Annotated in this window: 9 protein-coding genes, 2 tRNA genes and 2 rRNA genes; all 13 read left to right on the top strand. The window is 47.9% G+C overall.

The window, feature by feature from the left end; translation table 11 throughout:
- Positions 1-99: 99 nt before the first annotated feature.
- Positions 100-3,013 (top strand): 23S ribosomal RNA (locus J0B03_RS06015).
- An 81-nt stretch (positions 3,014-3,094) separates the two neighbouring features.
- Positions 3,095-3,211, top strand: a 5S ribosomal RNA gene (gene rrf, locus J0B03_RS06010).
- Between the two features lie 100 nt (positions 3,212-3,311).
- The gene (locus J0B03_RS06005) at positions 3,312-3,827 is read left to right on the top strand and encodes a transcription repressor NadR (protein WP_207300939.1); all 516 of its coding nucleotides are present in this window, start codon (positions 3,312-3,314) and stop codon (positions 3,825-3,827) included.
- A 10-nt stretch (positions 3,828-3,837) separates the two neighbouring features.
- Complete coding sequence (locus J0B03_RS06000) at positions 3,838-6,654, top strand: UPF0182 family membrane protein (RefSeq protein WP_207300938.1); 2,817 nt, start codon at positions 3,838-3,840, stop codon at positions 6,652-6,654.
- A gap of 32 nt (positions 6,655-6,686) precedes the next feature.
- Positions 6,687-7,961: a serine--tRNA ligase gene (gene serS / locus J0B03_RS05995; protein WP_207300937.1), complete on the top strand. Its 1,275-nt coding sequence runs from the start codon at positions 6,687-6,689 to the stop codon at positions 7,959-7,961.
- Positions 7,962-8,039: 78 nt separating this feature from the next.
- A tRNA-Ser gene (locus J0B03_RS05990) sits at positions 8,040-8,128 on the top strand.
- A gap of 37 nt (positions 8,129-8,165) precedes the next feature.
- Positions 8,166-8,256 (top strand) — tRNA-Ser (locus tag J0B03_RS05985).
- A 389-nt stretch (positions 8,257-8,645) separates the two neighbouring features.
- The gene (locus tag J0B03_RS05980; RefSeq protein WP_207300936.1) at positions 8,646-9,089 is read left to right on the top strand and encodes a VanZ family protein; all 444 of its coding nucleotides are present in this window, start codon (positions 8,646-8,648) and stop codon (positions 9,087-9,089) included.
- A gap of 6 nt (positions 9,090-9,095) precedes the next feature.
- Positions 9,096-9,956, top strand: coding sequence for a LicD family protein (locus J0B03_RS05975; protein ID WP_207300935.1), 861 nt, complete (start codon positions 9,096-9,098; stop codon positions 9,954-9,956).
- A gap of 17 nt (positions 9,957-9,973) precedes the next feature.
- Positions 9,974-10,822, top strand: a complete 849-nt coding sequence (locus J0B03_RS05970; protein ID WP_207300934.1) for a ChbG/HpnK family deacetylase — start codon at positions 9,974-9,976, stop codon at positions 10,820-10,822.
- Entirely contained in the window at positions 10,823-11,260 is a 438-nt protein-coding gene (locus tag J0B03_RS05965; protein ID WP_207300933.1) for an FAD synthase family protein, read from the top strand.
- A 133-nt stretch (positions 11,261-11,393) separates the two neighbouring features.
- Positions 11,394-13,250 (top strand): sugar transferase, encoded by a 1,857-nt coding sequence (locus tag J0B03_RS05960; protein ID WP_246798220.1) that lies wholly within the window; start codon positions 11,394-11,396, stop codon positions 13,248-13,250.
- A gap of 35 nt (positions 13,251-13,285) precedes the next feature.
- On the top strand, positions 13,286-14,053 hold the full coding sequence (locus tag J0B03_RS05955) for a glycosyltransferase family 2 protein (protein WP_207300931.1): 768 nt from the start codon (positions 13,286-13,288) through the stop codon (positions 14,051-14,053).
- Positions 14,054-14,058 lie beyond the last annotated feature (5 nt).

The raw sequence follows: 14,058 nt of genomic DNA, 5'->3' as shown, positions 1-14,058 counted from the left end.
CTCAGTGATCTTTGAAAACTGCATAGGAAGAAAAAGTAAAGTAAAGAAACAAACGATCATCTAAACATCTATCGTTTCGGAAACGAAACAAAAGATTTAGGTCAAGTTACTAAGAGCATAGGGAGAATGCCTTGGCACTGGGAGCCGACGAAGGACGCGACAAGCTGCGAAAAGCTGCGATTAGGTGCAAATAACCGTTGAGTCGCAGGTATCCGAATGGGGAAACCTAGCAGAGAGAAGCTCTGTTACCCGCATATGAATAAAATAGTATGCGAGGAGGGAACTCGGGGAACTGAAACATCTAAGTACCCGAAGGAAGAGAAAGAAAACTCGATTTTCCAAGTAGCGGCGAGCGAAAGGGAAAGAGCCTAAACCGTATTTATACGGGGTAATGGGACATGTAAAGGAGATCTGGAAAGAAGCCGAATGGCCTGGGAAGGCCGACCATAGAGAGTAAGAGTCTCGTAGGCGAAATGGACAGATACAGGCATGTTACCGGAGTACCACGGGACACGTGAAACCCTGTGGGAAGTTGGGGGGACCACCCCCCAAGGCTAAATACTACCCAGTGACCGATAGAGAATAGTACCGTGAGGGAAAGGTGAAAAGAACCCCGGGAGGGGAGTGAAATAGAACCTGAAACCCTATGCTTACAAGCAGTGGGAGCGCAAGTGACCGCGTGCTTTTTGTAGAACGGACCAGCGAGTTACGATATGTAGCAAGGTTAATCACTTCAGGTGAGGAGCCGCAGGGAAACCGAGTCTTAATAGGGCGTATAGTTGCATGTTGTAGACCCGAAACCGTGTGATCTACCCATGTCCAGGGTGAAGCGTGAGTAAAATCTCGTGGAGGCCCGAACCGGTGTCTGTTGAAAAAGGCTCGGATGAGGTGTGGGTAGGGGAGAAATTCCAATCGAACACGGAGATAGCTGGTTCTCCCCGAAATAGCTTTAGGGCTAGCGTCAAGGGATGAATAGTGGAGGTAGAGCACTGAATTGGCTAGGGGGCGTATAGCTTACCGAACCATATCAAACTCCGAATGCCATATATTTTACCTTGGCAGTCAGACAGTGTGAGATAAGTTTCATTGTCGAAAGGGAAACAGCCCAGACCATCAGCTAAGGTCCCAAAGTACAGGTTAAGTGGGAAAGGATGTGCAATTGCTAAGACAACTAGGATGTTGGCTTAGAAGCAGCCACTCATTCAAAGAGTGCGTAATAGCTCACTAGTCGAGTGATTGTGCGCCGAAGATTACCGGGGCTAAAACCTGTCACCGAAGCTATGGCTTGCGTCGTAGATCTGCAGGGGTAGGGGAGCATTGTGTACGAGGCGAAGCTGAGCTGGAAGGCGAGGTGGATTCTACACAAGAGAGAATGCTGGTATGAGTAGCGAAAGAAAGGTGAGAATCCTTTCCATCGAAAATCCAAGGTTTCCTGAGGAAGGTTCGTCCGCTCAGGGTAAGTCGGGACCTAAGCCGAGGCCGAAGGGCGTAGGCGATGGACAACCGGTTGAAATTCCGGTACCGCCTTTGACTGTTTGAGAGAAGGAGTGACACAGGAGGATAAGCTGACCCGTCGAATGGAAGAGACGGGCTAAATAACGAGTGTGGACCTTAGGCAAATCCGGGTCCTGGGAAGCATGAGTTATGATGGGGACCGAAAAACAAGTAGGGAAGCAGCTGATTTCACACTGTCGAGAAAAGCTTCTATTGAGGAAGAAGGCGCCCGTACCGCAAACCGACACAGGTAGATGAGGAGAGAATCCTAAGATGAGCGGGAGAAGTGTTGTTAAGGAACTCGGCAAAATAACCCCGTAACTTCGGGAGAAGGGGAGCCTAATCCGATTGTTGTAAAATGATACGGAAAGGCTGCAGAGAAAAGGCCCAAGCGACTGTTTAGCAAAAACACAGGTCTCTGCTAAATCGAAAGATGAAGTATAGGGGCTGACGCCTGCCCGGTGCTGGAAGGTCAAGGGGAATGCTTAGCTTCGGCGAAGGCATGAACTTAAGCCCCAGTAAACGGCGGCCGTAACTATAACGGTCCTAAGGTAGCGAAATTCCTTGTCAGGTAAGTTCTGACCCGCACGAAAGGCGTAACGATTTGGGCACTGTCTCAACAACACACCCGGTGAAATTGTAGTACTCGTGAAGATGCGAGTTACCCGCGACAGGACGGAAAGACCCCGTAGAGCTTTACTGTAGCTTGGCATTGGATTTTGGTAGTGTATGTACAGGATAGGTGGGAGGCAGAGAGAATAGGACGCTAGTCTTGTTGGAGCCGCTGTTGGGATACCACTCTTATACTACTGGAATTCTAACCAGTAGCCGTGATCCGGCTATGGGACATTGCCAGGTGGGCAGTTTGACTGGGGCGGTCGCCTCCGAAAGAGTAACGGAGGCGCCCAAAGTTTACCTCAGAATGGTTGGAAATCATTCGTAGAGTGCAAAGGCAAAAGGTAGACTGACTGCGAGAGAGACATCTCGAGCAGGGACGAAAGTCGGGCTTAGTGATCCGGTGGTACCGAGTGGAAGGGCCATCGCTCAACGGATAAAAGCTACCTCGGGGATAACAGGCTTATCTCCCCCAAGAGTCCACATCGACGGGGAGGTTTGGCACCTCGATGTCGGCTCGTCTCATCCTGGGGCTGTAGTAGGTCCCAAGGGTTGGGCTGTTCGCCCATTAAAGAGGCACGCGAGCTGGGTTCAGAACGTCGTGAGACAGTTCGGTCCCTATCCGTCGTGGGCGCAAGATATTTGAGAGGAGCTGTTCCTAGTACGAGAGGACCGGAATGGACAGACCTCTGGTGCACCAGTTGTCCTGCCAAGGGCACAGCTGGGTAGCTAAGTCTGGACGGGATAAGCGCTGAAGGCATCTAAGCGCGAAGCCCCCCTCAAGATGAGATATCTCATCCGCAAGGAGTAAGGTCCCCAGTAGACGACTGGGTTGATAGGCCAGAGGTGTACGTGTAGAAATACATTCAGCTGACTGGTACTAATAGACCGAGGACTTGACCAAGTAGATGATAAGAAGAAGAATACTTTACGATGATTCCCATGCAGTTTTCAAATCTCATTGATGAGATTTATAACTAAATGATTCCGCGGCAATGGCGGAGGGGCTACACCTGTTCCCATCCCGAACACAGAAGTAAAGTCCTCCAGCGCAGATGGTACTTGGATGGTGACGTCCTGGGAGAGTATGTCGCTGCGGAATCCACACATCAAACCTTCGGTTTTATACCGGGGGTTTTTTGTTTGTTCAAATGGAATTGAAGCATTGATGTGGTATAATGAAATACTAGAGGTGAATTGGGATGAACAGTCAGGAACGAAGAAAAAAGTTGATGGAAAACCTGAAACGAGTGAATGCCGCTGTCTCAGGAAATGAATTGGCGGCACTATTCGGCGTCAGCAGACAGGTGATCGTACAGGACATTGCCTTGCTTCGAGCGGAGGGAAACGACATTGTGGCAACAGCCAGAGGTTACCTGTATCCTCATAGAAGTACGGATGCCATCGTAAAAACCATTGCCGTGAAACACAAGTCGGAGTCCATGGGCGAAGAGCTGTACACCATCGTAGAGTTTGGCGCTAAAATATTGGACATTACCGTGGAACATCCCATTTATGGAGAGATCAAGGGCAACTTGATGCTGTCCACCAGACAGGAAGTAGATGATTTCGTGCGGGATTTTCAAGCGAGTGGTGCATCTCCCCTTTCTGTTGTGACCAATGGGGTCCATCTCCATTCCATCGAAGTACCCAGCATGAAAATATTTGAATTGATCCAGACAGCTTTAAGAGAAAAAGATTTCCTGTTGGAAAACTAAGGAGGATCCGATGCAGTCAAACAAGAGCAAAAAACTTCTCACCATCATCATAGCAGCAGTGGCCATATTGGGGGCACTCTTTGCGTTATTTAGCAATTTTTACATTGATTATTTGTGGTTCAAGGAAACGGGATATACCCAAGTGTTTTTTAAGGAGATCGTCACCAAGTTGCAGCTGGGTGTACCAATGTTTCTCATCTCAACGATCCTGCTGTATTTTTATTTCCGGTTCATCAAGAAATACGTCAATAAAAGCAGCATCGTAGTGATTCGAGAAAAAAAGAAGGATTTTATCTCCTTGGGAGCCGGAGCAGTAGTAGGACTGGTCTTGACGGTAATTGCCACAAATGCCTTGTGGTATCGGATCCTGGAATATGTCAATGCGGAACCCTTTGGCGTATTGGATCCCATCTTCAATAAAGACGTCTCCTTTTATGTGTTTCAACTGCCTTTTTTAGAGAGCCTCTTCAACGTACTCTCTCTAGTGGTATTTGTGATCTTTGTAGCAACGCTGGTTTATACGGCCATGTTCTTTTGGTTCAAAAAATCACCCCAAGTGGAAGTGGAAGTCGGGGTGGATCATCGCGTCCAGGAGTTGAAGGACTTTTTGATGAGCTTCGGCAACATCATGGTCAAACAGGTCGGAATATTTGTCGCTCTTTTCTTTATATTGACGGCTTATAGCTATTACCTGAGAAGGTTTGGTTTGCTTTTCTCCGTGTCGGAGATCTCTTATGGGGCAGGATATACGGATTCTACTGTTCGGTTGCCGGTTTACACGGCCATGATCTTTCTGTCGCTGGCGTCGGCTGCAGCCTCCATATTCTTCGGATTTCGAAAGAAATTGAAGTGGATCGCCATAGCGCCTGTTGTCATGATCGCCGTGTCCTTCCTTGGAGGCGCCGCCGGTTTGGTCGTGGAAAACTATGTCGTAGGACCCAACCAATTCGGTCGGGAAGAAGCCTATTTGGAGCGGCACATCGACTTTACAACCAAAGCCTACGGCTTGGAAAATGTGGTGACCAAGGAGTTTTCGGCCAAACAAAACATCACCCTGGAAGACCTGGAAGAGAACGAAAGGACCATCAGCAACATTCCCATCAATGATTATCGACCCACTCTGGATGTCTACAACTCCATCCAGGCGTTTCGGATCTACTATCAGTTCCATGATGTGGATATCGACCGGTATGAGCTGGATGGCGATTATACCCAAGTATTCATTTCTGCAAGAGAAATGGACAATCAGCAGCTGGAAGAAAACGCCAGGACTTGGATCAATCAACACTTGAAATACACCCATGGTTTTGGCGTTGCCATGTCTCCCGTCAACAGAATCAATGAAGTGGGCCAGCCAGACCTTGCAATAAAGGACATACCTCCCATGTCCAACAATAACATCACCATTGAAGAACCGCGGATCTACTTTGGAGAATTGACGGACACTTACGCCATCACCAATGCAAAGACTCCGGAATTTGACTATCCGGAAGGAAGCAACAACAAGGAAAACTTCTATACCGGAAACGCAGGCATCCCGTTGAACTTCTTCAACAGGTTGGCTTTTACGATAAACCTGGGAGAAACGAAGATCCTGCTTTCTTCCGAGATCACCGGTGAGAGCAAGATGCTGATCCGACGGAATATCATTGAACGTCTCCAGACCATTGCACCATTTTTGGCCTATGACGAAGATCCCTATGTCGTCGCATCGGAAGGGAAGCTGTATTGGATCGTGGATGCTTTCACGTTGAGTGACCGCTATCCCTATGCAAAGCCCTTTGGAGAAGAGGGAACATTCAATTATGTGAGAAATTCCGTAAAAGTAGTCATTGATGCCTACAATGGAGATGTGACTTTTTATCAAGTGGAACCTGATGATCCCCTCGCCACTGTCTATGAGAACATATATAAAGACATTTTAGTGCCCATCGATCAGATGCCGGCAGATCTGCGAAGCCACGTACGATATTCCCAGGAAATGTTTGATATACAGGCGGACATGTACCGAACCTATCACATGACCAATGCCAGGGTCTTCTACAACAAGGAAGACCAGTGGGAACTGCCCAGACAGATCTATGGAGCCGAAAAACAGATCGAGATGGTGGAGAGTACCTATCTGATCATGAAGCTGCCCGAACGGGAAGAAGAATTTACCTTGATGGTACCTTTTACGGCGAGACAACGGGACAACATGGTCGCCTGGATGGCTGCCATGAACGACGGAGACAGTTACGGGGACATTATGGTATATACTTTCCCGAAACAGACCCTGGTCTATGGTCCCATGCAGATCGAGCAGCGGGTGGATCAGGATACGGTCATATCGCCCCAGTTGACCTTGCTGGGTCAACAGGGATCGGAGGTCATCCGAGGAAACATGATGGCCATACCCATCGAAGAAGCTATCTTGTACATCGAACCGGTCTACATCCGAGCCCGGGACAGCGACCGAAGCCTGCCGGAGGTCAAAAAGATCATCGTATCCTACAACAACAGGATCATCATGGCCGACAGCCTGCAAGACGGTTTGAATCAAATATTTGGAATTTCTGATCCGGACGACGACGAAGGAGACGGAGACGATGAACAACCGGGAGTTGTGATCCCCGGTGATTTGAATTCCCTCATCCTGGAAGCCAATACCTTGTTCGACCAGGCACAGGAAGCCCAACAAAACGGCGACTGGGCGGAATATGGACGTTTGATCCAGGAGTTGGAAGACGTACTAAGCCAGCTGCAGACGCTGCAGCTGGGCGTACCGGAAACGCCATTGCCGGAAACGATAGAAGAGTCTGTCAATGAGGAAGTTGTGGAAGAATAAAAGAAAATCAACGCGCTGAAAGGAAGGAAAGCATGTTAGACATCAAAAAAATCAGAGAGAATACGCAAGAAGTCAATGAACTTCTCCAACGAAAAGGCAATTATAGTGTGGATTCCCTGTTGGCTTTGGATGAGAAAAGACGAAAGCTGATCACGGAAGTGGAAGAGAAAAAGGCAGAGCAAAACAGGGTCTCCAAGATGATACCCGTTTATAAAAAAGAAAAGAAGGATGTCACGGACATTCTTGCAGAGATGAAGAGCCTGTCCGAGGAGATCAAGGGAAAAGACGAGATCCTGAAAAGCATCGAGGAGGAAGTGCGCCAGACCCTCCTGGAGCTGCCCAATATTCCCCATCCTGATGTGGTCATCGGAAAAGACGACTCGGACAACCGATTGGTCCGAATCTGGGGAGAACCCAGGAAGTTTGATTTCGATATAAAGGCCCACTGGGATCTGGGAACAGATCTGGATATTCTGGACTTTGAACGAGCCTCCAAGATCACCGGCGCCAGATTCAGTTTGTTCAAAGGAAAAGGCGCCAAGCTGGAGCGGGCCATCATCAACTTCATGCTGGCGGTCCATACGGATGAGGGCGGCTATACGGAGCTGTCCACCCCTTTTATGGTCAACAGGGACTGCATGACCGGAACGGGTCAATTCCCCAAGTTTGAAGACGACGCATTTCGAGTTGTGGAGGATCGGGATCTGTTCTTGATCCCCACGGCGGAAGTGCCGGTGACCAATTATCATCGGGAGGAGATACTCAATGAGGAAGATTTGCCGCTGTATTACACCGCATATTCTCCATGCTTCCGGAAGGAAGCGGGCAGTGCGGGCCGGGACACCAGGGGATTGATCCGAAACCACCAATTCGACAAAGTGGAAGTGGTGAAGTTCAGCAAACCGGAAACATCCTATGAGGAACTGGAGCGGTTGACGGCGGATGCAGAGAAGATACTGCAGAAGCTGGAGCTTCCTTACCGGGTCGTGGAACTGTCCACCGGGGACATGTCCTTCTCATCGGCAAAAACCTACGATATCGAAGTCTGGATGCCCAGCTACGATCGGTATGTAGAGATCAGTTCCTGCTCCAATTTTGAAGACTACCAGGCCAGACGGGCCAACATCCGCTACCGGGACAAGGAGACGGGCAAAACAAACTTTGTCCACACGCTCAACGGATCCGGCTTGGCCGTAGGAAGAACCTTTGCCGCCATTTTGGAGAACTATCAGAATGAAGATGGAAGTATAAGGATCCCGGCAGCTTTGCAAGGATTTTTGGGAGGACTGGAGCAAATCAAGAAGTAGACAAATCAAGGAGAATGTTGGAGAAAAGATGCCTTGACATCGGCTCAAGGCGTTGGTATAATAACAATTGTCTCATTCCGAGAGGTACCGAAGTGGTCATAACGGGGCGGTCTTGAAAACCGTTAGAGTGAAAGCTCACGTGGGTTCGAATCCCACCCTCTCGGCCATTCTCGAAACCATATAAAATATGTAGGAATTAGCTAAGGAGAAGTACTCAAGTGGCTAAAGAGGTGCCCCTGCTAAGGGTATAGGCCGGGAAACCGGTGCGAGGGTTCAAATCCCTCCTTCTCCGCCATTCAAATTCAAGAATCAGCACCGAAACCACCAGGGTTTCCAGGACGTCTGATTTTACACAGTCATACAAGAAGATCTGTAAAGATCTCTCGTATGATTTTTTTATTTGGAACAATTCGCATTATTTGAAATCAACAAACCAAAAAAGTGACTATATGAAATGATTTGCCTTGTCATAAAATAAACCCGTGTTTTTTTTAGCAATACATCTCCATTCTGTGTTTGGATATTTGAAATGGGTATAGATACTTACACAAAAGAAACATCTTTCCTTGGAGGAAGGATCATCATAGGCAACACCTTTGGAGCGACTTGGATGAATTGGGTCGCTTTTTGTTATATGGAGAAGAACAATTTTGGAAATCTTATACACGAAATTATGAGGGTACGATGAAAAACAGATCGGGAACCAATAAAAAATGGAACTTGGCCGTCTTGTCGATCCTACTTGTCACCCTGGTTCCTTTTCGTTTCGAACCTGGTGGGAAAAGGATCTTGAACCTGGTACCATTTCGCAACATGGTGGAGATGATCTTTGCATCGAAGAACTTGGCGCGGGCATGTTGGAACATAGGGGTGAATGTGGCACTGTTTATTCCCTTCGGATACTTGACGGGGAAGGATCGAGGAGGAAAAGAAAAAAGTTTTGTTGATGTTGCCCTCATGGGATTTGTTTTTTCCATGGCCATAGAAGTGATCCAATATGTTCTTCCCACAGGACGCTCTGCCGATATCGATGATGTGATCCTCAACACCTTGGGCACATGTCTGGGGTATGCGGTGTGGAAAGTGGAAAAGGACGGGTTGCGCGAAAGGAAGAATGAACTGAGGTGATGCATTGTGGATCGAGATATGAAGGAAGTCCAGGACAAGATCCTGGAAGTTGCCCTGTATTTGGATGCTTTCTGCAGGGAACATGGCGTGGTCTATTTTCTGATGGGCGGGTCTGCTTTGGGAGCCATGAGACATAAAGGATTCATTCCTTGGGACGACGATTTTGACGTATTTATGGATCGCAAGAATTACAGACGATTTCTTCAAGTCGCTGAAAAACATTTGGATACAAAACGATTTTATCTGCAAAAGGAAAATACGGAAGAATGGCCTCTCTTCTTCACCAAGCTGCGGATGAATAACACCACTTTCATAGAAGAAGACATTCGGGAAAGATCCATGCACAAAGGGTTTTACGTGGACGTGATGTGCTTGAACAATGCTGCGAGAAACAAGGTCCTCCGGTTTTCTCAATACTTGGCAGCAAGACTGCTTGTGGCCCGAACACTGGGATCAAAGGGTTATCGGACCGACCGAACCTGGAAGAAGCTGGCGTTGATCATTTCCGCAATGGTTGTCAGAGGGCCTGTTTTTCAAGGGTTGATGGACCATGTTCGCCGTTACAACGACAAAGAGACTTCCTTGGTGGGACACTTTTTCGGCCGGGCAAAATTCAAGAATACATCGTTTCCAAGGGAGTATCTGGGACGTCCCCGGCTGGTGGAATTTTCCGGTCATCTGCTGCCAGTTCCCGAAAAAGTGGAAGAGTACCTGGCATTGCGCTATGGCTTGGGCTACATGGAAATTCCGGATGAAAAAACGAAGGCGGCTTATCCGGTCCATGCCGTGTTTGTGGATCCTACAACAGACTACTCGGAGTACGAAACAATGGAAAACGGGAAGATCCGATCTCTGATCCCGTCTTGAGCAAATTGAGGTGCACTATGAAAAATCTGTTGATCACAGCCGATGACTTTGGGATGTGTCAAATCGTGGATCAGGCCATTCTGGATCTTATCGAGTTGGGAATGATCACCACAACAAATGTGATCACAAATATGGAGACCCTAAAAAATAGTGCTTTGCTGAAAGAAAAATATCCGCGGATCTCCGTCGGCATCCACTGGAATGTCTCCACGGGAAAGCCTACTTGCCGACCGGAAAAGGTATCAACGCTCTTGAACGAAAACGGAGACTTTTATGATGGAGACCGGTTCAAGAGACGGATTTCCAAAGGCTTGATCCAACCGGCACAGCTGCGGGAAGAAATGATCCGTCAATACGAATTGTTTCGGGAGTATTGCGGAGAAGCAGACTACTGGAATGTCCACGAAAATACCGTGTTATGCAGAAAAGCCTATAGGATTTTTTCCGATGTGGCAGGAGAGTTGGGCATCCGTCGGACGAGAAATTATCAGCGGGTGTATCTGGACCTGGAAGTGCTCCACGGACTGCGGAGGGCCCGGGAGATGTTGGTGCGGCGATATATGGACTTATGGTACGGTCAAGTGATCAAAAGGAGGTTTTCCATGCCGGAGGGGAGGATCATCGCCTTTGGAGAGAAAAGCAAAACAAATCTCCCCAAACTGATGGACGCACTCCAACATTCGCCAAAACAAAACATCGAGCTGGTGGTGCATCCATCCACGGGAGGGTCTCACCCTCTCTTTGGCGACATGAACACCCAACGATTGAAGGAATACGAATTTTTCAAAGACCCCAATACGATAGAGGCACTTCAAAAAAGCTTTCACCTGATTGGGTTTCATGATCTGGATGAAGGGGATGAGTAAATGAAAAAGTATAAAGTGGGTTACACAACAGGAGTTTTCGACATGTTTCACATCGGTCACTTGAACATTTTGAAAAAAGCAAAAGAACGATGCGATCATCTGATCGTTGGAGTGACCACGGATGAATTGGTTTCTTACAAAAATACCAAGGCCATCATTCCCCAACAGGAGCGCCTGGCCATCATCGAAAGCATCAAATATGTGGACCAGGTGGTTCTTCAGGAAACCATGGACAAGATGGACGCTTGGAACAAGTATCATTTCGATGCCATGTTTGTGGGAAGCGACTGGCAGGGAACGGACAAATGGAACGCCTTTGAGCAGCAGTTCGGAGCCATCGGTGTGGACATCGTATATTTTCCCTATACGGATGGGACATCATCCACCAAGTTGAAGGAGATTTTGGAAGATATTTTACATGAACATACTTCGGACTGACGGATCGGGCAGGATCTGTTGGTACACCATGCAAAAACAGGGCCTAAGCCCAAACGGATCACAAGAGAAAGGAGCATGCTTCGTGGATTGAGGGTCCCGCCGGCCAAAGCAGGACTTGGAAAGAGTGAACGAGATGTATGGCAAATATGTTTTAGAAAACAAGTACAAGTTTGTACTGCTGATCCAAATCTTGGAAGCGGTATTGATCATTTTGTTGATGTACGTTTCCATGCATGCCGCTAATAGGTTGGTCTACAATGTGGAACATCCATTCGGTTATTATCGCTGTAGATTGTATTGGCTCATTGCCGCATCCTTGGAGATGATCCTTTTATCTGCAAGAAAATATTTCAATTTTTTTGACACTTCTTTTTTAAAGAGCATCAGCAAATCGGTAGAGGTCGTTTTCATGGTCAATGTAGCCATGATCGTATTGTTGTATTTCAGCAACAGCGACGAAGTGACTCCATATTACTTTCTGATCATCGGCGGTTTTCAAGTCATGTCCCTCCTGTCGGTGAAAGTTTTTTCCAATCGCCTGAAAGAGCATGTTTTTCAAAGGCAGTTGTCCATCGTCATCGGAGAAGAAGCAGATAGAAACATGTTGTTGGAGGCGGTCCGAAAACAGACCTTGGGGCGAGTGCTCTTCGTATCGGGAAAAGATCGTCGTCTGTATTTCTATGTCGACAAGGCGGATTATGTCTATCTGTTGATCACGTCCGACCTGTCGTTGAAGGAACAGATCATATCCTACTGTGAGTTGCATGACATTCAGATGTTTCTGGTGCCGGAAAGCCATGAGATCACCATGCGAGATGCGGTCTTGACACAGATCAGCGACGTACCCCTTTTTGCCATCGAGGGGTACCGGTTGACGGAAGCCCAGATCATTGTTAAAAGATGCTTGGATATCTTCTTGTCTTTGATCGGAATCATTCTAGTCGCCCCGATCCTGTTGGTTGTTGGGATCTTGATCAAAAGGGAAGACAAGGGGCCGGTTTTTTATGTCCAAGCGCGCTGTGGCCGTGATCAAATACCCTTTTCAATGATCAAGCTTAGGAGCATGGTGCCCGATGCTGAAAAATGGACGGGAGAAGTACTGGCGGAAAAGGACGATCCACGGATCACCAAGGTCGGAAAGTGGATCCGGAAAACCAGGATCGATGAGTTTCCGCAATTTTTCAACGTATTCCTGGGGCACATGAGCATTGTGGGTCCCAGACCGGAACGACCGGTTTTTGTGACGGAATATCTCCATCGATATCCGGAATACGTCCATCGATTCGCGGTGAAACCAGGGATCACCGGATTGGCCCAGGTGTTGTCCAATTACACAACAACACCCCAGAACAAATTGAAATTCGACTTGATGTACATCAAGAAGTATTCTCCGGGATTCGATCTTGGCATTCTGATCAAAACCGTGGGTGTGCTGTTTTCCAAAGAACAGGCACAAGGCGTATCAAAAACGGAAGAGGAGCCGAGGCCGGTGGAGGTCGCGGAGTTGGCTGCATCCTTGAAGAATACCAGGTCCCGGAAACGGACGTGTAAACCCTACAGCAGGAAGAAAGTAGTGGCCATTTGGATCTCCTGCCTGGTTGTGGTCGTCGCCGGAACACTTCTTCGCTATACAGTATTGACCATTTCTGTGATGGAAGCCATGTCCGTAGAAATACCCATCAACGAGGAGATGGGGGAGGAAATATTGGTTATCGAAGAGGAGGATATACCGACTGCTTCCTTGAATGAGTCGGTGATGTTGAGTGCTCTGGATATCAGCAAGAAAGTGGATAACATGGACAGCAAGAGCAAGATCCATTCCGTCTTCCTGCTCCTTTCCAATCTCTCCAGAAAGGAACTCCTGCTGGTGGAGAGACTTCATCAAGGCGGGTACACGTTGCAGGAGATCAAAATCATCCAGGATATCATGAGGGAAAATTTCAACGATGCGGAGTTGGAAGGATTGAAAGCATTGGCCTTTGAAAATTAGCGTCACAAGGATTTTCCATGAAGGAGGGAAGCCGGATGTCGCCCCAATGTTCTGTCGTCATACCCGTATACAATCGGGAAGAATACATTGAAAGAACCTTGCGATCCATCCTCAACCAAACGTTTAAGGATATCGAAGTCATCGTTATCGATGATGCATCCACGGACCAAAGCTGGAATAAGATCCAGGAGGTGGCACGGCAAGATCCCCGGATCCGCACGTACCGGAACAAAACGAATGCAGGTGTTGCGGAGACTCGCAATCGGGGGATCTGTCTGGCGGAGGGGAAATATGTCGCATTGCTGGACAGCGACGATGTGTGGGTCAAGGACAAGCTGCAGCGGCAGATGGCACAGATCAAGGAGACCGGATGTCGAATTTCCTACTGCGGGTACGGGTTTTTTGACAAGGATGGAAACAGGATCGGGGATACTTTTCACGTACCTGCATCGGTGGATCTGCAACGTCTGTTGAAGCGAAATGTGATCAGTTGTTCCACAGTAGTCGGAGAAACGACGCTGTTTCGGAGTCATCCTTTTGATAAAAGCTATTATCACGAAGATTTGGTAGCCTGGATCAGCATGCTTCAGGAATGTAAACGTGCCTGCGGTGTACCGGAAGAATTGGCGGAGATCACCATCATGAAGGGAAGCAGATCCGGGAACAAATGGACCTGTGCCAGACATCGTTGGAAGATCTATCGGGATTTTTTGAAAATGGGAAGGATCCGGGGCTTGTATTATTTTATGAATTACGCCTATTACAGCGTGGTGAAGTATCGACCTATTAGAAAGGAATTGTAGATCGT

Source organism: Alkalibacter rhizosphaerae, assembly GCF_017352215.1.
GTDB classification, from domain to species: Bacteria; Bacillota; Clostridia; order Eubacteriales; family Alkalibacteraceae; genus Alkalibacter; species Alkalibacter rhizosphaerae.
This window is presented reverse-complemented; position numbering and strand designations above follow the sequence as displayed.

Bases quoted from the DNA above. Each gene is read 5' to 3' on its own strand.
- J0B03_RS05965 (WP_207300933.1), top strand. From the start codon at position 10,823: ATGAAAAAGTATAAAGTGGGTTACACAACAGGAGTTTTCGACATGTTT.
- J0B03_RS05960 (WP_246798220.1), top strand. From the start codon at position 11,394: ATGTATGGCAAATATGTTTTAGAAAACAAGTACAAGTTTGTACTGCTG.
- J0B03_RS06005 (WP_207300939.1), top strand. From the start codon at position 3,312: ATGAACAGTCAGGAACGAAGAAAAAAGTTGATGGAAAACCTGAAACGA.
- J0B03_RS05955 (WP_207300931.1), top strand. From the start codon at position 13,286: ATGTCGCCCCAATGTTCTGTCGTCATACCCGTATACAATCGGGAAGAA.
- J0B03_RS06000 (WP_207300938.1), top strand. From the start codon at position 3,838: ATGCAGTCAAACAAGAGCAAAAAACTTCTCACCATCATCATAGCAGCA.
- serS (WP_207300937.1), top strand. From the start codon at position 6,687: ATGTTAGACATCAAAAAAATCAGAGAGAATACGCAAGAAGTCAATGAA.
- J0B03_RS05980 (WP_207300936.1), top strand. From the start codon at position 8,646: ATGAAAAACAGATCGGGAACCAATAAAAAATGGAACTTGGCCGTCTTG.
- J0B03_RS05970 (WP_207300934.1), top strand. From the start codon at position 9,974: ATGAAAAATCTGTTGATCACAGCCGATGACTTTGGGATGTGTCAAATC.